Below are 21,546 nucleotides of genomic sequence, written 5' to 3'. Positions count from 1 at the left end.
CCGCCTGCGCGGGAATGACGGTGGTGCCAGGAGCCGCCCAAATGAAAAAACCGCCGGCATGCCGGCGGTTTTTTTACGCGCTACCAGTTAGTTCTTGGCGGCGGCGGCTTTGATGTCGGCTGCCGATTTGGCTTTGACGGCATCGGTCTTGTTGGCGGCGATGGCTTTGTCGGCGGTCGCATCAACGGTTTCCTTGATCGCCTTGGCGTCGGCCTTCACGGCTTTTTTGCCGGCTTTTTCTTCAGCCTTGGCGACTGCCTTGTCGCCCTTGGCTTCAGCTTTGGCTTTGTCTTCAGGATCGGCCTTGGCTACTTTTTCGTTGGCTTTGGCTTTTTCCACTTCGACGTGGGCGGCGGCGGCGTCATGGGTCTTGTTGGCTTTGGCGACAGCCTTGTCGGCTTTCTTGTCGGCTTTGACGTCGGCCTTCATTTCCTTCTGCTGCGCCTTGGCCACGTCCTTGTTGGCTTCATTTTCAGCCTTGACGACGGCTGGGGTCTGAACCGGAGCGGTTTGTGCGTAAGCGGCGGTAGCGAACAGGCCGGCGATCAGGGTAGCGATAATCTTGTTCATGGTGTTTCCTCTCAAAGTTTTATTTGGATGCGTTCTTGTTCTTGCCACGTATTCAGAATAAGCCGATGAGAGGAAGCACTCTGTACGCTACCGTACTTAAACGAAATTACCTGCCCGCCCCCGGGCGCGAGTACAGATCGATGATGGCGCCGATGGCGTCCGCACACACAGCGCAGAACTTCTCGCTGCGGTCGAACATAATGCACTGCATCTGCGGGCGGTAGTAGCCGCTGGCCTCATAGTTCGCGCCCTCGAACGCGCCCACCGTGTGGAAGTGCGGATCCTTGGAGAACAGCGCGGCGGTCGAATCGAGGTCCTTGCGGAACAAGGCGCTCATCTCCGACTCCGGCCGGTTGGCCGCACGCAGCGCGGCGCGCTCCTTCTGGTAGGCGCGCGACGCGGTTTCATAGGTCTCCTTCTGCCACGGCGTCGGCAGCGGCGTGCCGGCCTTGACGAACTTCTTCCATTTCAGATTGGCCGGATCGCGCAGCGCCGTCGCATTCGGCTCCCACGGCTCCTGGCGCGTGCCGTTGGACTGATAGGCCACCGGCGAGGTGTAGTACTCGTCGGCCAGGCCGGCGAAGTGGTGGCCGAATTCGTGCACGAACAGGTAGTTGGCCCAATCGTTGTTGGCCGCCGCGGTGCTGAACTGGCCGAAGATGCCGCCGCCGCCGTAGGTTTCGTTGTTCACCAGGATCTCGATGAACTCATACGGCGCGTACTGCGCCAGCTCGCGCAGCGCGCGGTTGTCGGTGGTGAGCACATAACGCTCGCTGCCGAAGATGTCGTAGCGCGTGCCCAGCGGCGACGCATGGTGCACGCCGGTCGAAGGACGCGACACGCCCGATTCCTCGGTCGGCAGCGCCAGCGCCCAGACGTTGAAGTCCTTGGCGCGCTCCTTGAACGGCGAAGTATCGAACAGATGGTCGGCCAGCTTGCGCGCGGTCGCCTCGAACTTCGCCATGTCGGCCTTGGTGTAGCCGTCGCCCAGGATCAGCAGGTCGACCTTGTCCGGCGACGGGCCGTTGACGCGGATGGCGATAGGCTTGGGCGCGGCGGCCATCGACGCAGGAGGCGTCTGCTTGCGCACCACATCCATCGCGTCGGTGTCGATGTCGGCGGTCCACGCCACCGAGAAGGCGTTGCGGTCGTCACGCTTCAGGATGCGCACGCGCACCGGGCGGTCCGGCTTGGGAAAGCGCACCGATTCCTGGAAACCGCGATTGGCGCGCGTCGCCTCGTCGGTGCTGCGCCATTCGGCGAAGATGGTGGAGAAGCCGCGCGAGTACAGCAGCTCGCCGGTCTTGGCGTCCACCACCTCGACCATGTTGTTGCCGCGATTGGTGTTGTCGATGGTGGCGCGCATATCGCCCGGCCAAGGCAGCGGCTCGATCACCACGCGCTCCATCGCATAGCTTTCGTTCAGCGCGTTGCCGCTGTGGAGATAGTCGACACGGACGGTGGCGGGTTGCGCGGATGGTGCGGCCAACGCAGGCAGCGCAGGCAGGGTGACAACCGCCGTGAAGGCGGCCAGCGCAAAGGATACGAAGCGGTTCATGGAACTCCTGATAAGCAGTGTACGATGCCCGCCATTGTAATCCTGTACGGCACGAAATCGGCAGTTCGCTAATCGATCCTGACCGCGCAAGCCTGCGCACCCTCGGCCAGGCCCAGACGCGCCAGCGCCGGGGGCATCAGTTGCAGGGTGTCGTCCAGCAGTTCGCCCTGCGCCAGCGTGGCGCGGAAGTCCGCGGACGCCCGATTACCCACCAAAAATACGTCCCCCGCCGCGACGGCCAGGCTGCGCACACCCACATCCTGCGCGGCCACCACGGTGCGCAACATGGCGGCGCGCGCCTCGGCTATCGGCCCGCCGTCGAAGATGTCGACGTAGGAATCGACATCAAATCCCTCCGCCACCAATATGCCGAACGGCAGTTCGCCGTCCGGATGCAGCTGCCCCATGGCCCACTGCGCATCCTTGGTCAACAGCGACACATACACCGGCATGCGCGGCATCAGCTCGGCGATAAAGCTCTTGGAACGCCCGCCCGTGCGTTGCTCCGCCTCGGGAAACGGCATCTTGAAAAACCGGTGGCCGAGCGCATCCCACACCGGGCTGTTGCCCTCGTCGTCGCACAAGCCGGGGTTTTCCGCGCCGATACGCTCCGCGAACAGATGGGGATAGTTACGGATAAACAGCAGCCGCCCGCGCGACAGCAACTGCGGCGCCAGCGTCGCCTCATACGCCGGCTCGATGTAAAACGAACTGAGCAAGGTATGCCCCGACAAATCCTCGCACAAGCGCAGCGTGTGCTCGCGGTTGCTGATGCCCAGCTCCTCGCTGCCGTGCACCAGGAATTCATTCCGGTAGCAATAGAACGGGCCGTTGGCCGCCGCAGTGGCGACGATGCCGCTGGTGCCGACCACCCGGCCCACGCGCAGGTCTTCCAGCACGAAGTGATAGATCTCGTCGCCGCTCACCGGCCCGCTGCCCTCAAAAGCCCGGAGCGAGCGCGTGAGGCGCTCCTCCAGGCGGGCGCGGTCGGGCTTCAGCGTGCGGATGCTGAAGGTCGCCGCCTTGGAAAATTCCACGATGGTGTCGAGATCATCCAGCGTGGCCGGGCGCAACAAATAATCCAGGTGATTCATTCCATGTCCTCTCCGCCAATGTCAGTCTCAGCTTCCGGCATCGCCAGCCGGGCTCGTTCTTCGCGCGGCGTATATCCGAAATAATTACGATAGGTCGTGGAAAAATGCGAACCTGAAGTGAATCCGCACACCAGCCCCACCTGCAGTATCGACAGCGTGGTCTGCTTCAGCTGGCGACGGGCGTGCTTGAGGCGCAGTTCCAGATAGTATCGCGAAGGGAAGGTATCCAGGTGCTGGCGGAACAGGCGCTCCAGCTGGCGGCGCGATACCCCGACCAGCTGGGCGATGTCTTCCGCCTGCAAGGGCTCGGCCAGATTGGCCGCCATCAGTTCCAGCGCATCCTTGAGGCGCGCCGAGCCCACCGCCGGTTGCGCCGACGCCGGCACGGGCTGACGCTCGTCGCCGCCGCGCAGGCGGTCCAGGCCCAGCCCGGCCGCCACTTCCGCCGCGAACATGCTGCCGTGGCGTTTGCCCAGCCAATGCAGCAGCAAATCAGTAACCGCCGCGCCGGTGCCGGCGCTGATACGGTTGCGGTCGATTTCGTACAGGCCCGGCGTGAACACCGTGGCGGGATAACGCTCCACCGCCTCGGCCTGTATGCGCCAATCGATCGCCGCGCGATAGCCATCGAGCAAACCGAGCTGCGCCAGCACCTGCGCGCCCGTGCCGCAAGCCCCCAGCACCCAGGGGCCGTCATTGCCGAAGCGCTGCAACTGCTGCACCAGGCACTGGCCGACCTGCGCGAGCGGCCGCTCGTCGACGCGCCCGTCGGCAATCAACAGCAGCAAGCCGGGTTGTTCTGGATTGAGCCTGGCCAGCGGGTCGGCCGCGAGCGTCAGCAGGCATTGGGTCATTGCCGTGTCGCCTTCGGGGCTGTATTGCCGCACGCGATACAGCGGTTCGCCCTCGACCTCGTTGGCGGCGGTGAAGACGGAGCGCACCGCCCCCAGCGTGAACAGCGAGAAGCCGGGCAGCAAGATCAACGAAACGGAAAAGGGATACCCCATACATTTAGTCCTCGATCCGGGTGGCGTGCGGCCTCAAGCCGACAGCAGCGGCCCGCTACGCAGGGCCAGCTTGCCGGCCACCTTGCTCAGGCGCGTTCCGGGCGATACATAGCGACGGTTCTCGCGGGCGAAATAAAAGCCGTCCACCGGCGCCAACAATTGTTGCACGCTGCCGCTGACAGGGTCAATCAAGTCGATTAACGGTTCGCCGGCGCGCACGCTGGCGCCCAGTTCGCGCAAGTACACGACCAGCCCCGCCGACGGCGCCGCCACCGGCATGCAGCCAGCCAGCGGCGTGGGCTCGCAGGCCGGCGGCACGGCTTGCGACAGCGGCCCCGCCAGCACGCCCTGCAAGCGCAGGAAATCGAGTATGGCCGCCGCATCGCGCGTGGCCGTGGCGTGGTCGACATCGACAAAGCCGCGCAGTTCGATGGTCACGGCAAGGCAGGCCAGCGGCACGGGGAAGTCCGCGCCGGCCAGCGCCGCGATATCCCACCAGATGCGCGAGCAGGCTTCATCGAAAGGGTCGTCGCCGGATTCCGTCTCCAGCAAGGCCACGCTGGCGCCCAGCAGGCCGGCCAGCGGCGCCACGCGCTCCCACAACGGCGTGCCCGTGTACAGGTGCAGCAGGGACTCGCAATCGCAATGCAGGTCCAGCACGACATCGGCATCGGCGGCCAGCCGCATCAGCGCCAGACGCTGGGCCGACAGTTCGTCGCCAGCATCCAGATCGCGCTGGCGGTCGTGCAGGCTGGTGCGGATGGCGGCCCGTATCAAGGCCTGATTGGTCTGCGCATCCGCGCCCAGCTGCGGCTGCACCAGCTGCCACACCGCCTGCGACAGATTGGGAAACAAGCGGTTGAAATTCTGCCCCGTGCGCAAATCGAAGCGGCCCTGGCTGGTTCCCAGCAGGGTGTGCGCCAGCCCGATAGGATTGGCGGCCGGCACCAGTATCACCTCGCCAAGCAGCAGGCCCTGCCGCTCCAGCTCTGCAAGCTGCAGCCGCAGATGATGGGCCACCAGCATGCCGGGCAATTCGTCCGCATGCAGCGCCGCCTGGATATAGGCCTTGGGGCCGCGTCCCTGCTGGCCGAAGCGGAGGTAGCTCAGGCTGCGGTGGGTGCCGGCGGCGGGAGAAGGAAGCGCGATGGTGATCTGTTCCATGTAAGCTTTCAGTGAGCAGTCATCGAATGCGCGGCGTCATTGCCATGCCTGATAGAGCGGCATTTTGAGACGCACCGGACGGACATCGAGACGGGCGTCGAAGACGGAGTAATCATTGCCATCGAGGCCGGCGCTGTCCCAGCCGTGGGTGCGCGCATCGCGCCGCAGCACGAACTCGAAGCCCAGTTCCGGCGCGGGATCGCTGGCCACGCCAGGCCCCGGCAGCTGCAAGTCGAAGGCGATGCCGGTGACCTGGTCGCGCGGCCCATCGACCAGTTGCGCCAAGGCGCGCTGGATGGCGTTTTCGCCGAGGATGTCAGTGTAGGCGGGACGGATGTATTCCTGGTCCGGCACAAAGCCCGGCTGCCGGAACTTGAGCTCGCCCCTGGCCTGCTTGGCGGCCAGCACCGTCCCTTGCGCGCTGGCCAGATCATAGCGATCGCCATTGTCCAGATAGGAAATCCGCACATTGCGCACATTCACCGGCCCCGCTTCCTGCGTCGCCTCGCGCAAGTCCAGCAGCAAGGCGCCGGTGGCGCCGACGATCTCGATCTCGCTGCCGTGGATGACGGCGGCCGTGTTCTCGTCCACGCCCAGGCCAATCTTGTAACCCTTGGCCAGCATCAGCGCCAGCATGCGGCCGACCCGGCCCCGCTTGAGGAAATGCTGGTCGATGAACAGCTGGTCGCCGACGAAGCCCAGGCCGCGATCGATCTCCTTCCCCTCGCGCATCACGCCCTTCAGCACCAGCAAGGGATTGAGCGCATCGCGGAACATCACGCGGCTCATGATGGCGGCGCCGGCGCTGGTGCCGGCGATCACGCCGCCCCGCGCCTGCAAGTCCTGCACCGCCTGCAGCACCGGCGACGCCACGCCGCCGGGATTGAGCACGTCGGCATAGCGCTCCTGCGCGCCGCCGGTGAAATACACGCCGGTGGCGGCGCGGATCTTGGCGACGTTGGCCGGATCGGCCGCGGCCCGTCGCGCCGACTCCAGATTTTCGCCCGTCCAGAGCGGCGCTATCTTCAGCAACTCCACCTGGGCGCCACGGCGCCGCAATTCCTGCGCGGCGTCGGCGCCGGTCTTTTCCGGCGCCGACGAGGAAGTGGGAATGACGACAAAGCGCGCGCCCGGCCCGCCCGCCAGATCCACCAGCCGCTGGCGCACCGCATCGTTGTCGTAGCGCACCGCACCGCCCATCGGCACCACGAAGCCGGCGACCGGCTGGAACGCGGGCGGCGCGGCGCCTTCCGCGGCATACGCGACGGCGCAGGCCAGTTGCGCTGCCCACAGCAGCAATATCGACACGGATTTCATGCGCAGCACCTTTCACCACAATCTCATTGCCAGCCATGTTGCCACCGATCCGGCGGCTGTAGCCATCGGCCCGCCGAATTTGCGCACATAGGCAATTCCATGTCGCACTGTCGGAAGTCCGCAACATTAACTTACTGGCTTTATTGCAACAATGCGACGCGGCTTTGTCCCAGAGCGACCAAGGCCGGGTCAAGCGCGCGCAAGCCGCGCAACGCTGCCTACACTGGAACCGTTCCATGGCTACACCGGAGTGGCGCAAGCATGGTGTTTGCGTCTGCATACCCACTTTCGAGGACTGATCGCATGAAAACAGCTAGCAAGCACCACGCCTCTGCATTCCGCCGCTCCCGATGCGCCCATGCCGTACTGCTCGCGCTTGGCGGCATGAGCCTGAGCGTCGACGCGCAAACCATGCAGCGCGTGGAAATCACCGGCTCCAGCATCAAGCGCATCGAAGGCGAGGCGGCCTTGCCCGTTGAAATCATCAAGCGTGAGGACATCGATAAATCCGGCGTGACCACCGCCGCCGAACTGCTGCAAAAAATTTCCTCCAACGTCGGCGGCCTGACCGACGGCGCCAGCGTCAGCGACGTGATGGGCGGCCAGCGCGGCTTCAACGGCGCCAATCTGCGCGGGCTCGGCGTGTCCAGCACGCTGGTGCTGCTCAATGGCCGCCGCATGGCCAACTTCGCCAGCCCCGGCGACAATTCCGGCGTCGACCTGAACAACATACCCGCCGGCGCCATCCAGCGCGTGGAAGTGCTCAAGGATGGCGCATCGGCCATCTACGGCACCGACGCCATGGGCGGCGTAATCAACTTCATCACCCGCAAGGATTACCAGGGCGGCGACGTCAGCGTGTACGCCCTGAAAACCGGCGAAGGCGGCGGCGGCAAGACCACCGCCTCGCTGGCCGGCGGCTACGGCGACCTGAGCACGGATCGCTTCAATGTGTTCGGCGCGCTGGACGTGCAGAAGTCGGAGCGCCTGGCCAGCTCCGAACGGAAGTTCATGCAGGAGTACAGCCTGCCCGACCGGCTGTCGCCGCAGCTGTCGAGCACCACCTTCCCCGCCAACGTGGACCTGACCGCCGCCCAGCTGGCCCTGCTCAACAAATCCAGCTACCTCAAGGGCTCCGGCCCCGGCGGCACCTGGGTGCCTTCGCCGGGCCGGCGCGTCAACTTCGGCAAGGCGTCCTGCGTGGACGGCAGCCCCAACGTGGTGCGCCCGCTGGGACCGGGCGGCACCGAGGGCTGCTCCTTCAACTACATGGGCGACTCGGAGGTCTATCCGAAGTCCAACAAGATGAGCTTCATCGGCCGCGCCACCTTCCAGCTCGCCGAGTCGCACCAGCTGTTTGCCGAACTCCTGCTCAGCAAGGCCGACACCGACTATGCGGCCTCGCCCGCCACCTCGGGCAGCATCAACGGCACCACCTCCGGCATCTATTTGCCGGCGGACCTGCAAGCCAAGACCGGCATCGTCACCCCGATCAATTTCCGCTTCCGCCTGACGGATGCGGGCCGCCGCACCTCCGAAGTCACCAGCAAGGCGTCGCGCCTCGTGCTGGGCGCCACCGGGCGCATGGGCAGCTGGGAATACGACACCGCCTACAACCACAGCGAAAACAAGGCCACCGACCTCGATATCGATGGCTGGGTTTCGCACAGCAAGCTGCTGGCGGGGATCGCCAAGGGGCTGTACAACCCCTTTGTTCCCGCCACCGACGACGCCGGCCGCAAGTTCATGAACTCGATCAAGATCGATGGCGCCGCCCGCATCTCCAAGGGCATCAGCGACAGCATCGACGGCAAGCTGACCCGGGCATTGATGCCAATGGCCGGCGGCGACCTGATGCTGGCCCTGGGCGCCGAGCTGCGCCGCGAGAAGACGGAGTTCGCCTCCACCGATGCGCTGCGCACCAACGACGTGCAGGGCGACCGCGCCAGTTCCGACGCGCTGCTGGCCGACGCCTCGAACTCGCGCAACATCGCCGGTTTCTACACCGAGCTCAGCGCCCCGTTCACCAAGGAGTGGGAAGCCCAGTTCGCCATCCGCCACGACCGCTACAAGGGCGTGCATGATCCGCTGACCGGCATCACCACGCCGGAACTGAAAACCACCAATCCGAAGATCGCCGTCAGCTATCGCCCGAGCAAGGAGCTGCTGGGCCGCGCTTCCTACGGCACCGGCTTCCGCGCACCGTCGATCGGCGAGCTGTTCCTGCCGGTCCGTTCCGGCACCACGGCCAGCTTCGTCAAGGATCCGGTGTCGGGCGAGATCGCCCAGTTCGATCTGGACCGCTATGGCAACCCGCTGCTCAAGCCGGAGAAATCCAAGCAGTTCTCAGCCGGTCTGGTGATTCAACCCAACAAGAACTGGAACGGCAGCCTGGACTACTGGATCATCCACAAGACCGACATCATTTCCGAAATCGGCGAGCAGACCGTGTTCGACAATCCGATCTACTACAACGATCCGAACATCGTCGTGCGGGACAGCGACGGCGCCGTTTCCTATCTCCAGTTCAAAAAAGAGAACCGGGGCAAGCTCAACACATCCGGCCTGGATATCGCGATCAACTGGCAGGGCGATACGGGTTCGTGGGGCCGCTTCAGCGCCAGCCTGTCCGGCACCCTGATCACCGAGTACAAGTTCCAGTCGGATCCGAACTCGCCGATGACCAATGGCCTTGGCGTCTTCCGCGACGACAAGGCGGTACAGCGCTGGCGCCACAAGCTCAATGTCGATTGGACCCAGGGTCCGGTCAATCTGAGCCTGGGCAACACCTTCCTCTCCAGCTATCGCGACCAGAACATTCCGGGGCTGGCCGATCAGGGCTGGAACGACCGCGATGTCAAAGCCTATTCGCTGTGGGACTTGACGGGCAGCTATGCGTTCACCAAGAGCCTCAAGCTGCGCGCCGGCGTCATCAACCTGTTCGATACGGCGCCGCCGTTCACCAACCAGTCGCGCTACTTCGAAGTCACCTGGGATCCAACCTATGGCGATCCGCGTGGCCGCTCGATGTTCGCCAACCTGCAATACAAATTCTAGTCTTGCCCGCTGCGCTCAGCCCCCGTTGGCTGAGCGCCGGGGCGGCATCACTTTGACTGCGACTCCATGGACCATCAATACCTGCATAGCGCCGTTCCCATTTCGCCTGCGGCGCAGGCACGCATCCCCGCGCTGCAAAGGATAGACCTGATTACGGTGCGCCTCCCATATCTGCGGCCGTTTTCCACCAGCGTGCACACCTGGGCGGCCAAGGAAGCCTTGCTGCTGCGCGTGGAAGCGGACGGCGTGGTGGGCTGGGGCGAATGCGTGGCCGACCCCGATCCCTTCTACGCCAGCGAAACCACGCAGACGGTAAGGCATGTGTTCAAACAGTTTCTGCTTCCGCTGGTGCAGCCGGGTCTGACGCTGGGCGAACTGCTGCATAGCTGGAGTCCCGTGCGGGGCCACGGCATGGCCAAGGCCATGGTGGAAAACGCCCTGCTGGACCTGATCGCGCGCCAGCAAGGCCTGCCGCTGCATCGGTTGCTGGGTTTGGCGGCGCGCCCCATCCAGTCGGGCGTCGCGCTGGGCATACAGCCGTCCATCCCTGCGCTGCTGGACGCCGTGGCCGACGCCATGAGCCGGCCGTACCATCGCGTCAAACTGAAGATCATGCAGGGCAAGGATGTCGAATGGGTGGCGGCCGTGCGCGAGGCTTTTCCGGATCTGGCGCTGATGGCCGACGCCAACGGCGACTACCGGCTCGAACACGCGCCCATCCTGCGCGCACTCGACGCCTTCAATCTGAGCATGATCGAACAGCCGCTGTCGTATAGCGACATCGTCCAGCATGCGGCGCTGCAAAGCCAGCTGGCGACGCCGCTGTGTCTCGATGAATCGATCCATGATCTGGACGACGCGCGTTCGGCGCTGGCCCTGAAGGCTGCGCGCATCATCAACATCAAGCAAGGACGGGTGGGCGGCATGATCGAATCGCTGCGCATCGCCGCGCTGTGCGAGCAGGCCGGCATCGGTGTCTGGTCCGGCGGCATGGACGAAACAGGCATAGGCCGCGCCTTCAATATGCAGTTGCAGGCAGCGCCAGGCTTCACCCTGCCCGGCGACACAGCGGAAACGTCGCGCTACTTCAAAGAGGACATCGTCGATCAAGCAGTGGTACTGGGCGACGATGGCTATATAGCGATGCCCGGCGGGCCTGGCATCGGCGTTACCGTACTGGAGGAGCGAGTGACCCGCTACACGCTGAACCGCGAGCGCATCCTCTGAGATGGCCCCCACGGGCTTGGGTATTCCAAATTACAACTTAGTCTAATTCAGTTTGATGCTTTACCGAACAACAGCAAAGGCGCGCAATCAAAGAGGTTGATGCATCCGAATTGGTCTAAACCGTCTTGGCGGAGAGTCTAATTCGGTCCAGAGATTGCTTTGCAGAGTCGATTTCAGTCTAACGAATTTGGCATCCAGTCGATTTCAGTCTAAAGAACTGGACCTCCCACCGATTTTTAGACTCCACTAGACTGAATTAGCGCGGTTTTGACCGAATTAGACTTTATAGCCAAAAAGAATACCCGCCCCTCCGGGTGCGGGCTTACCTTGAAGTACCTAATTCTTCTGCGTCAGCGACTGGCCGATATCGAGCGGGCGGATATCGAGCCGCATGTTCAGTATCGAATAGCTTTGCGGCGCGGCTGATGCGTAGCCAACGCTGTCGCGCGTTTTGCTGAAGGTGAACTGGAAGCCCAGCTCCGGCAGCGCCGTATTGCGCCCGCTGGTGGCGATGCCGATCGCCTCGCTGCGGCGGTTGTTCATCAGACTCTCCATCAACTCCACCACCGCGTTCTTGCCCAGGATATCAGCCGAGAACACCGGATCGCGCAGCACCGCCGCATGCGCCTTCAACTTGCCCGACGCCTTGGACTCCGAAGGTGTGAAGGTATGCGTACCCAGATCGTACTTGTCGCCCCGGTCCAGATAGCTGATGACCGCATTGGAGACATTGAAGCCGCCGCTGGCAGGATCGGTAGTCGCGCGCGACAGGTCGATCAACAGCGCGCCCTTGTGGCCGACGATCTCCACCCTGCGCCGGCTATCAACCACCATCGCCGTATTCTCATCGATGCCCAGCCCGAACTTGTAGCCCTTCTTGAGCATGGCCGGTATCATGCGCGCAAAGCGGCCGCGCACCAGCAGGTGCTGGTCGACGAACACGTCGTCGCCGATGAAGCCCAGCCCCGGCGCGATCTCCCTGCCCTCCGTGACGCCGCCGCGCAAGGTGGCGAACACCGTATTCGGCGCATAGAACATGGTGCTGCTCATGATGGCCGCGCCGGCGCTGCTGCCCGCCACCACGCCGCCGTTGCGGTACAAATCCCACACCGCATCCAGCACCGCGCTGCGGCTGCCGTCCTCGCGCACCAGCGCCTGCGTGATGCGGGCCTGGTCGCCGCCGACGAAGAACACGCCGCCGGCGCCGCGCACCGCCGCCGCCAGCTCCGGATCGTCAGCCACCTTGCGGAAATCGCTGTCGGCCAGCTTGACGGCCAGCGGCACCAGGAAGGCGTCCGCGCCGTACTCCTTGAGCCGGGCGACGATGGCCTCGCCCACCGGCGCCGGATCGGCGGCGGCCGACGGCAGCACCGCCACCCGCGAGCCCGGCCCGCCCGCCAGCAGCACGATGCGCTGCCAGACATCGGCATTGTCAGCCCGCAGATTGCCGCCGATGATGACCAAAGAACCTTTGGGCGCAGGCGTGGCCGCCAGCGCCCCGCCCAGCGGCACCGCCAGCATCAGCGCCGCCTGTAGGCAGTGCTTCAAGATTGACATCCGCATAACCGCTCCCGCAATGAAAAATGGGATGGCGCCCGAGGCACCATCCCATCCAATATACCTGATTTCCTGCCGCCGCTAGCGGTAGCGGTAGAGCGGCTGCTGCAGCTGTATCGGGCGGATATCCATGCGCAACTTGAGCACCGAATACGCCTCGACTTCGGTCGAGCTGTAGCCGACGCTGTTGATGGTTTTACTGAAGCGGAACTCGAAGCCAAGATCAGGATAGGCGTCGCGCGGATTGCCGAAGGCGATGCCGATGGCTTCCTGCTGCGCGTTGTCGATCAGGTTGACCATCAGGTCCAGCACCGCGTTGTTCCCCAGGATGTCGTTGGTGAACACCGGCTCGCGCGTGTCGGGCTGGTTGGGATCGAGCTTGTTGTCCGCCTTGTCGGCCGACGGCGTGAACTCACGCGACACCAGATTGAACTTGTCGCCCCGGTCCAGATAGCTGATGGTGGCGTTGCTGATGTTGAAGCCCTTGATGCCGCGATCCGTGATCGCCGCCGACAGGTCCAGCAGCAGCGCGCCGCTGTAGCCGATGATCTCCACATCACGCTTGGCGTTGACCACCATCGCACTGTTCTCATCGATGCCCAGGCCGATCTGATAGCCCTTCTTCAGCATCACCGGGATCATGCGCGCGAAGCGGCCGCGCACCAGCAGGTGCTGGTCGACGAACACGTCGTCGCCGATGAAGCCCAGGCCCGAAGCGATTTCATGGCCGTCGTTGACGCCCTGCTTGAGCATGTCCAGCGTCGGCTTGGCGTCGTAGAACATGGTGGTGCTCATGATGGCCGCGCCGGCGCTGCTGCCCGCCACCACGCCGCCGTCGCGGTACACGTCCCACACCGCGTCCAGCGCCGCCGTGTGCTTGCCGTCCGGGCGCACCAGCGCCTTGGTGATGCGCGCCTGGTCGCCGCCGGTGAAGTAGATGCCGGTGGCCGAATGGATGGCCGCCACCACTTCCGGATCCTCGGCCGCCTTGCGATAGTCGCTATTGGGCAGCGTTACGCCCAGCGGAATGAAGAAAGCCTGCGCGCCATACTGATTGAGCTTGTTGACGGTGTTCTGGGCCGATTTCTCGGGATTGATCGAGGCCGATCCGAACACGCCGATGCGCGCGCCCTTGCCGCCGGCCAGCATGACGATGCGCTGCCAGACTTCGGCGTTGTCGGCGCGCAGGCCGCCGCCGATGATGACCAGGTTGCCCGCCGGCGGCGCCAGCACGGGCTTGGGAGGCGGCACCGCCTTGGCCGGTTTGCTGGACTTGACCAGCACCTGCGGCGTCTTGCCGGCCGGCGTGGAAACCGCCACCTGCGCCGCGCACACGCCGCCGCCGACGAATACCAGCAGCCATAGCATGACGAGACGCCGCAGCGTAAAACCTGTTAATTTCATGTTGCCCTTCCGATGAAAACCGGCGCCAGGGCTCTCGCCCGGCGCCGTCGATAATGCAGATGATACCAATCTATTACTGAATACGGCTTAAACCATCATTACGTTACATTACTTGAAGGCGTAATTGGCGCTGGCGTAGAAGCGGCGGCCGCGCGGATCGGTGTAGGTCGGATCATAGCCGGAGATGAAGAACTTGGCCTGGTTCGAGTACGGCGGCGCGGTGTTGAACAGGTTCTGCACCCCGGCGCGCAGCTTGAAAGCCTTGCTGACCTGCCAGGCGCCCGACATGTCCCACAGCGAATACGCCTTCACGCGGTTGGGCGCCACCACCGTGCCGCCGGTGGTGTCGATCGCCGAGTTCTGGTCTTCATAGCCGGCCGACCAGGTGTTCGACAGGCTGGCCGAGTACGGGCCACGATCCCAGTCGAAAGTGACGGTATGGCGCCAGCGCGGCACCACGCCGTCGGTGACGAAGCGTCCCAGATTGCTCACATAGGGATCGCCGACCACGTTCTGGATCTTCGAATTGAGCACATAAGTGCCCGACAGGTGGCCGCCGAAGCTGCCGGCCCAGGTGTTCACGCCGCGGAAATCCAGCACCAGGTCCAGGCCGGAGGCCAGCTGGGCGCCGCGGTTTTCCTTGTGCATTTCGATGTAGTCGATCTGGCCGTTGTCCAGGCGGTGCACCAGATTGCCGTACTTGGCCAGGTTACCCAGGATGATATCGTCGCCGATCTCGCTGATCAGGTCCGTGCGCTTGATGTTCCAGTAGTCCAGCGTCATCGACGCCTGCTTGGTCGGCTCGATCACCATGCCCACCGAGTACTGGCGGCTGTGCTCAGGCTTCAGGTTGGCGTTGGAATAGCGGTGGGTTTCCCAGGCATCGGCGCAATCGGCGTAGTTGTTGTCCACCGTGGCGCAGTAGGCCGGATCGGGCAGCGTGGCGGTGCTGCTGACCTGCGTTGGGCGGTACAGGTCCGACATCGACGGCGCGCGGAAGCCGCGGCCGGCCGAGGCGCGGAACAGCATGGTCTTGACCGGCGTGTAGGTGATGCCCACTTTCGGACTGGCCGCGCCGCCAACCACCTGATAGTGATCGTAGCGCGCCGACAGCTGCGCTTCCCACTGCTTGGTGAACGGCAGCAGCAGCTCGCCGTACACCGCTTGCACGGTGCGTTTGTCGCTGGTCGGACGGCCGCCGTCGGGCGCGCCGTCATTGTTGATGTTATCGCTCAGCAGCAGCGCCGACGGCGTGAAGTCGGTGCGCTCGTGGCGCACCTCGCCGCCCACCGCCAGCGCCGCCTCGCCGCCGGCCAGCGTGCCGACCGCGTGCGAGACCTTGAAGTCGATCGAATCCATCACGCCGCGCGCATGGCGCACGTCGTCGTTGACCTGGATGCTGTCGAGCAGCGCGCGGCCGGCCGCGTCGGACGGGCCGAAGGGATTGATCACGCCGTCGTAGATGCCCTTCACCAGCTTGTCGTACAGCAGATAGCCGTGGGTGTCCTTGTCCTTGATGGTGTTGACGCTGTGGTTCAAGCCGACGTCGTAGTCGAAGCCGTTGGCGCTGCCGGTCAGGCCGACCACGTAGCGCTGGCTTTCGCTGGTCAACTCGCTGGTGCGGCGGCCGCCGTCGTTGAGGCGGACGCGCAGCGTGACGTCGCCGACCACGTCGTCATCGGCGCTGGCCTCGTCCGAATCCAGGTTGTATTTGGCCAGCGCCGGAATCTTCTTGTAATTGATCTTCGCCTGCACCCGCGCCGACGAGGCCACATAGGAAGTCTTCGAGCGGCTCAGCGCCACCTCGGCGAACAGCTGGTTGTTGGCGTTCAGTTGCAGCACGCCGCGGCTCAGCAGGTTGGCCTTGTCCGACTTCGGATACAGCTCGGTGTCGCCCATGTAGTTGTAGGTGCAGGCGTCCGAGCCGCCTACGCCTGTCGGCAAATACAGGTTGGCCGGCGCCGAGCAGCCCGGCACCGACGGATTGATGGTGCGGCTGGTGATAGGCTTGCCGTTGATGGTGAAGCCCTGTTCCTGCAGATAGTCGCGCTGGGCGCCGGTCAGGCGGATGTTGGCCGGCGATACGTAGCCGGACAGCAGGTGCGGCAGGCGCTCGGGGATGTGCAGGTTGTCGATGAACTTGCGCTGCGAGGTGCTCAGCGCGTCGGTGCGCTGCAGGTCCACCACCGCGAACACGTTGTAGCCATCCTTGGCCACGTCGCCGGTGCCGGCGGTCAGCGTGGCGGTGCGCTTGCCGGCGCCGCCCTCCTTGGTCTTGCTGCCGTAGGCGTTCAGCTCCACGCCCTGGAAGTCCTTGCGGGTGATGAAGTTGATTACGCCGCCGATGGCGTCGGTGCCGTACAGCGCCGAGGCGCCGTCCAGCAGCACTTCGACGCGCTGGATGGCGGCGGCCGGGATGTTGTTCAAGTCGACGCCGGTGTCGTCGCCGGGCGAGGCGAAGTTGGCCATGCGGCGGCCGTTGAGCAGCACCAGCGTGGACGAGGTGCCGATGCCGCGCAGGTTGGCGCTGTTGAAGCCGCGCTGGTCATGGCCGTCGGTGATGCTGGCGCCGTCGGTCAGGCCGCCGACGTTGGCCGACACGCGCGCCATCAGTTCCGAGGCGGTGGTGACGCCGGCCTTCTCGATCTCCTCGCGGGTGATGACCTGCACCGGCAATGCGGTTTCCGATTCGATGCGGCGGATCGCCGAGCCGGTGATCTCCACCTTCGGTATAGTCGCGGCGCTGGTGGCGGCCGGCGCATCCTGCGCCACTGCCGGCTGGGCCAGCGCCAGCAAACCCGTCACCGCGCCCACGCTCAAGGCCAGTCGCACCGATTGCGCCATCGTCGTTACCCGCATGCTGTCTACTTCACCCATAATTTTCTCTCTGGCGGTTATGTAAATAATTCTATTAAACTAACTGTACGCACATCGCCGCGAAAACTCAAGAAACCGGGCCCCCTTTCGCCGCCCAGCGATTTACTTTGTGAAAATAGTGCTACATACTCAATCTTTGTCGAAAAAGTCCGCCCCGCCATGCAAGTACACAAACATCCCCTCTCCGGCCCGCACAGCAACGCCGCCTTCGAACTGACCAGCCTACACTTCGGCGCCGCGGGCGCCGGCAAGAAGGTCTACATCCAGGCCTCGCTGCACGCCGACGAAGTGCCCGGCATGCTGGTGGCGCAGTATCTGCGCAAGACGCTGACGGCGCTGGAAGCGGCCGGCCGCATCACCGGCGAAGTGATACTGGTGCCGGCCGCGAATCCTATCGGCCTGGCGCAAGCCATCCACGGCGCCGCCTTCGGCCGCTTCGACCTTACCACCGGCATCAACTTCAACCGCTCGTACAAGCACGTGGCGGACGACCTGAAACAATCGCTGGCCGGCCTGCTGGGACAGGACGCCGACGCCAACGTGCGCCTGATCCGCGAACACGCGCGCGCCTCGATCGCCGCGTGGCAGCCGTCCACCGACGCCGACACGCTGAAGAAAACTCTGATGACGCTGGCGGTCGACGCCGACATCGTGCTCGATCTGCATTGCGACAACGAGGCCGTGCTGCACATCTACGCCGGCACGCCGCTGGCCGAAGGCATCGCGCCGCTGTCGGCCATCATGGGCGCGCACGCGCTGCTGCTGGCCTACCAGGCCGGCGGCGAGCCGTTCGACGAAGCCTGCAGCCGCCTGTGGTGGGACCTGGACCAGCACTTCGAAGGCCGCTACCCAATACCGGCAGCCTGCCTGTCGACCACCATCGAACTGCGCGGCGAAATGGAAGTGAGCTATGCGCTGGCCGAGCGCGACGCCGCGGGCCTGATCCAGTTCCTGACGCTGAACGGCGTGCTGCAGGCGGAAGACGCCGCAGCCGCGGCGGCGGCCGCCGTGCTGCCCGCGCCGCTGTGCGCGGCCACGCCGCTGGAAGGCGTCGAGCCGCTGTACGCGCCGCACGCCGGCATCCTGGTCTACACCCGCGAGCTGGGCGCGCACGTGGCGCCGGGCGACGCCGTGGCCGACCTGATCGACCCAGTCAGCGGCGAGACCACGACCATACGCGCCGGCGTGGCCGGCGTGTTCTTCGCCCGCAGCGCACACCGCCACGTCATCCGTGGCATGAACGTCGGCAAAGTCGCCGGCGCCCAGGCATACCGCGCCGGCGATCTGCTGAGCCAATGACATCGACTCCCATGACCACTAAAAAATTCAAGCTGCCGCACACCTTCGTCCTGCTGTTCATCATTCTGGCATTGATCGCGGCGGCCACCTGGCTGGTCCCCGGCGGCAAGTACGACACCCACCTGGTCAACGGCAAGCAGCTGATCGATCCGTCCAGCTTCCACTACATCGCCAGCGCGCCGCAGGGCCTGACGGCGCTGATGAAGGCGCCGATCAAGGGCTTCGTCGACGCCGCGCTGATCATCGGCTTCGTGCTGATCGTCGGCGGCGCCTTCTCCGTGCTGCAGAAGACCGAGGCGGTCGACGCGATGATCAAGTCGCTGGCGCGCGCGCACGAAAGCTCGGTGTTCATCCAGAAGGCGTTGATACCGGTGTTCGTCACCATGTTCTCGATCGGCGGCGCCACCTTCGGCATGAATGAAGAAGCCATACCGTTTATATTGATTTTCGTGCCGCTGGCGCTGGCGCTGGGCTACGACACCGTCACCGGCGTATCGATTCCATTCCTCGGTTCGCAGGTCGGTTTTTCGGCCGCGTTCCTGAATCCTTTCAACGTCGGCATCGCCCAGGGCATCGCCGGCGTGCCGGTGTTCTCGGGCTGGGCCTACCGGCTGATCGTGTGGGTCATCGCCACCGCCATTACCATCGCGTTCCTGATGTGGTACGCCGCGCGCGTGAAGAAGACGCCGGAGCTGAGCCCGACCTACGCGCTGGACCTGGAAAAGCGCCGCGAGCAGCCGCACGGCCTGGGCGAGTTCCACGGCATGACGGGCAACCACAAGCTGGTGCTGGCGATCTTCGTCGGCTCGCTGGCGATCATGGTGGGCGGCGTGGTCGGTTACGACTGGTACATCGACGAGATCGCCGCGCTGTTCCTGACGATGGGCATCGTCATCGGCCTGGTGGGCAAGCTTGATTCGACGCAGATCGTCGAAGCCTTCATCCAGGGCGCGCGCGACCTGGTGGGCACGGCGCTGGTGATCGCGCTGGCGCGCGGCACCATGATTTTGGCGCGCGACGCCCATATCATCGACACCATGCTGCACGCGCTGATGCCGCTGGTGCAGTCGTCCAGCCCCGTGTTCGCGGCGTGGAAGATGTTCGGCATCCAGACCGTGATCAACTTCTTCATCCACTCCGGCAGCGGCCAGGCCGCGCTGACCATGCCGATCATGGCGCCGCTGGCGGACCTGGTGGGCGTGACGCGCCAGACCGCGATCCTGGCCTTCCAGTTCGGCGAGTTCACCACGCCGATGATCCCGACCTCCGGCATCACCGTCGGCGTGCTCGCGCTGGCGCGCATCCCCTGGATCACCTGGGCCAAGTGGATGGTGCCGCTGCAGCTGATCTACGCGGCGCTGGCGCTGGCGCTGCTGGTGCCGCCCTGCCTGATGAACTGGCAATAACGTCGCTCCCGCGAAAGCGGGAGTCCATACTGAGCCAGCGTTCCATGGACTCCCGCCTGCGCGGGAGTGACAGCGGTCAGTTAGCGTAAATATTCGGGAAGTAGCGCTCCATCAGCGTCCCCGGCCGGGACGGCGGCGTAAAGCCGAATTTCTCGTACAGGCCGTGGGCGTCGCCGGTCGCCAGCGTGAAGCGGCGCAGGCCCTGCAAATCGGGATGCGCCAGCACCGTCTCCATCAACTGCTTGCTGTAACCCCGCCCGCGAAACTCCGGCAGCACGAACACGTCGACCAGGTTGGCGAAGGTGGCGCAATCCGTCACCACGCGCGCGAAGCCGATCTGCCGTCCCTCCAGATACGCGCCGAAGCACAGCGAATTGTCGATCGCCCGCTCCAGCACCGGCAGCGGCATGCCGATCGCCCACGTCGACTGCTCGCTGATAAATTGATGAATCAGCGGCACGTCCAGGTCCGCCTTGTTAGTGCTGATGTGCAGAGTCGTCATGATTTCGATAATCAAAAAGCTAATGTTGACATATTTTTGAGCAGCTTGCGGTTTATAATCGCTGCTGACATTACTCATATCACTCACGCGCACAAGCCTTCCCCACTATGACTGCACAACTTTCCAAAAAAAGCGAAGCCTGGTCGGCCCGTTTTAACGAACCCGTTTCGGACCTGGTCAAACGCTACACCGCCTCCGTTTTCTTCGACAAGCGCCTGGCCAAGGCCGACATCCAGGGCTCGCTGGCCCACGCCGAAATGCTGGCCGCGCAAGGCATCATCAGCGCCGCCGACCGCGCCGAGATCGAGCGCGGCATGGCGCAGATCTCGTCCGAGATCGAAGCCGGCCAGTTCGAATGGCTGCTGGATCTGGAAGATGTGCACCTGAATATCGAAAAACGCCTGACCGAACTGGTAGGCGACGCCGGCAAGCGCCTGCACACCGGCCGCTCCCGCAACGACCAGGTGGCCACCGACATCCGCCTGTACGTGCGCGCCGCCATCGACGACGTGGTCGAGCTGCTGGGCGCCCTGCGCGGCGCCCTGACCGACCTGGCCGAGAAAAACGCCGACACCATCATGCCGGGCTTCACCCACATGCAGGTGGCGCAGCCGATCACCTTCGGCCACCACATGCTGGCCTATGTCGAAATGTTCGGCCGCGACGCCGAGCGCATGGCCGACTGCCGCAAGCGCGTCAACCGCCTGCCGCTGGGCGCCGCCGCGCTGGCCGGCACCACCTTCCCGATCGACCGCGTGCGTGTCGCCAAGACGCTGGGCTTCGACGATGTCTGCCACAACTCGCTGGACGCCGTCTCCGACCGCGACTTCGCGATCGAGTTCACCGCCGCCGCCTCGCTCATCATGACCCACGTGTCGCGCATGTCGGAAGAACTGGTGATCTGGATGAGCCCACGCGTTGGCTTCATCGACATCGCCGACCGCTTCTGCACCGGCTCGTCGATCATGCCGCAAAAGAAAAACCCGGACGTGCCGGAACTGGCGCGCGGTAAAACGGGCCGCGTGTACGGCCACCTGATGGGCCTCCTGACCCTGATGAAGGGCCAGCCGCTGGCCTACAACAAGGACAACCAGGAAGACAAGGAACCGCTGTTCGACACCGTCGACACCGTGGTCGACACGCTGCGCATCTTCGCCGACATGGCCGGCGGCATCAGCGTCAAGCCGGAAGCGATGCGCGCCGCCGCGCTGCAGGGCTACGCCACCGCGACCGACCTGGCCGACTACCTGGTCAAGAAAGGCCTGCCGTTCCGCGACGCCCACGAAGCCGTGGCCCACGCCGTGCGCGCCTGCGACGACCTGAAGATCGACCTGGCCGAAATGTCGCTGGACCAGCTGCGCGCCTACTCGACGCTGATCGAGGACGACGTCTTCGCCGTGCTGACGCTGGAAGGCTCGGTCGCCGCGCGCGACCACGTCGGCGGCACCGCACCCAACCAGGTGCGCAAGGCCATCGCCCGCGTGCGCGAACAACTCGCCAAGTAAGC

The 21,546-nt window shown here is 64.7% G+C and carries 15 protein-coding genes; 5 read left to right on the top strand and 10 right to left on the bottom strand.

Annotated features, from left to right (window positions below):
- Window positions 1-87 precede the first annotated feature (87 nt).
- From GEV02_RS20490 to GEV02_RS20465, 6 genes are all read right to left on the bottom strand, one after another.
- Window positions 88-570 carry a hypothetical protein gene (locus GEV02_RS20490; protein WP_152839819.1) on the bottom strand — a complete coding sequence of 161 codons (483 nt, stop codon included), beginning with the start codon at window positions 568-570 and terminating at the stop codon, window positions 88-90.
- Between the two features lie 106 nt (window positions 571-676).
- Window positions 677-2,128, bottom strand: coding sequence for an IgA Peptidase M64 (locus GEV02_RS20485; protein WP_152839818.1), 1,452 nt, complete (start codon window positions 2,126-2,128; stop codon window positions 677-679).
- 68 nt (window positions 2,129-2,196) lie between these two features.
- Window positions 2,197-3,222, bottom strand: coding sequence for an arginine N-succinyltransferase (locus GEV02_RS20480; protein ID WP_152839817.1), 1,026 nt, complete (start codon window positions 3,220-3,222; stop codon window positions 2,197-2,199).
- The gene (locus tag GEV02_RS20475) at window positions 3,219-4,229 is read right to left on the bottom strand and encodes a GlxA family transcriptional regulator (protein WP_152839816.1); all 1,011 of its coding nucleotides are present in this window, start codon (window positions 4,227-4,229) and stop codon (window positions 3,219-3,221) included. Before GEV02_RS20475 ends, GEV02_RS20480 begins: the two co-directional genes overlap by 4 nt.
- A 33-nt stretch (window positions 4,230-4,262) precedes the next feature.
- Window positions 4,263-5,393: a succinylglutamate desuccinylase/aspartoacylase family protein gene (locus GEV02_RS20470; protein ID WP_152839815.1), complete on the bottom strand. Its 1,131-nt coding sequence runs from the start codon at window positions 5,391-5,393 to the stop codon at window positions 4,263-4,265.
- A gap of 36 nt (window positions 5,394-5,429) precedes the next feature.
- The gene (locus GEV02_RS20465) at window positions 5,430-6,710 is read right to left on the bottom strand and encodes a cyanophycinase (RefSeq protein WP_152839814.1); all 1,281 of its coding nucleotides are present in this window, start codon (window positions 6,708-6,710) and stop codon (window positions 5,430-5,432) included.
- 303 nt (window positions 6,711-7,013) lie between these two features.
- On the opposite strand from GEV02_RS20465, the gene GEV02_RS20460 reads away from it, so the two are divergent.
- Complete coding sequence (locus tag GEV02_RS20460; RefSeq protein WP_174999197.1) at window positions 7,014-9,767, top strand: TonB-dependent receptor; 2,754 nt, start codon at window positions 7,014-7,016, stop codon at window positions 9,765-9,767.
- Between the two features lie 66 nt (window positions 9,768-9,833).
- On the top strand, window positions 9,834-10,994 hold the full coding sequence (gene menC / locus GEV02_RS20455; RefSeq protein ID WP_152839812.1) for an o-succinylbenzoate synthase: 1,161 nt from the start codon (window positions 9,834-9,836) through the stop codon (window positions 10,992-10,994).
- Between the two features lie 336 nt (window positions 10,995-11,330).
- Here menC and GEV02_RS20450 read toward each other — a convergent pair whose 3' ends face one another.
- From GEV02_RS20450 to GEV02_RS20440, 3 genes are all read right to left on the bottom strand, one after another.
- Window positions 11,331-12,551 (bottom strand): cyanophycinase, encoded by a 1,221-nt coding sequence (locus tag GEV02_RS20450; protein ID WP_408014860.1) that lies wholly within the window; start codon window positions 12,549-12,551, stop codon window positions 11,331-11,333.
- A gap of 81 nt (window positions 12,552-12,632) precedes the next feature.
- The gene (locus GEV02_RS20445) at window positions 12,633-13,955 is read right to left on the bottom strand and encodes a cyanophycinase (protein WP_152839810.1); all 1,323 of its coding nucleotides are present in this window, start codon (window positions 13,953-13,955) and stop codon (window positions 12,633-12,635) included.
- A gap of 108 nt (window positions 13,956-14,063) precedes the next feature.
- Complete coding sequence (locus GEV02_RS20440; RefSeq protein WP_152839809.1) at window positions 14,064-16,832, bottom strand: TonB-dependent receptor; 2,769 nt, start codon at window positions 16,830-16,832, stop codon at window positions 14,064-14,066.
- Between the two features lie 159 nt (window positions 16,833-16,991).
- Here GEV02_RS20440 and GEV02_RS20435 point away from each other — a divergent pair, with 159 nt between their 5' ends.
- Both GEV02_RS20435 and GEV02_RS20430 read left to right on the top strand, forming a co-directional pair.
- On the top strand, window positions 16,992-18,131 hold the full coding sequence (locus GEV02_RS20435) for a succinylglutamate desuccinylase/aspartoacylase family protein (protein ID WP_152839808.1): 1,140 nt from the start codon (window positions 16,992-16,994) through the stop codon (window positions 18,129-18,131).
- Window positions 18,132-18,142: 11 nt separating this feature from the next.
- On the top strand, window positions 18,143-19,537 hold the full coding sequence (locus tag GEV02_RS20430; RefSeq protein ID WP_235922849.1) for a YfcC family protein: 1,395 nt from the start codon (window positions 18,143-18,145) through the stop codon (window positions 19,535-19,537).
- Window positions 19,538-19,613: 76 nt separating this feature from the next.
- Here GEV02_RS20430 and GEV02_RS20425 read toward each other — a convergent pair whose 3' ends face one another.
- Window positions 19,614-20,039: a GNAT family N-acetyltransferase gene (locus GEV02_RS20425; RefSeq protein WP_152839806.1), complete on the bottom strand. Its 426-nt coding sequence runs from the start codon at window positions 20,037-20,039 to the stop codon at window positions 19,614-19,616.
- A gap of 107 nt (window positions 20,040-20,146) precedes the next feature.
- Here GEV02_RS20425 and argH point away from each other — a divergent pair, with 107 nt between their 5' ends.
- Window positions 20,147-21,544 carry an argininosuccinate lyase gene (gene argH, locus GEV02_RS20420; RefSeq protein WP_152839805.1) on the top strand — a complete coding sequence of 466 codons (1,398 nt, stop codon included), beginning with the start codon at window positions 20,147-20,149 and terminating at the stop codon, window positions 21,542-21,544.
- Window positions 21,545-21,546: the final 2 nt, after the last annotated feature.

Origin of the sequence: Rugamonas aquatica, from assembly GCF_009380215.1 — a bacterium.
Classification (GTDB): Bacteria; Pseudomonadota; Gammaproteobacteria; order Burkholderiales; family Burkholderiaceae_D; genus Rugamonas; species Rugamonas aquatica_B.
This window is presented reverse-complemented; position numbering and strand designations above follow the sequence as displayed.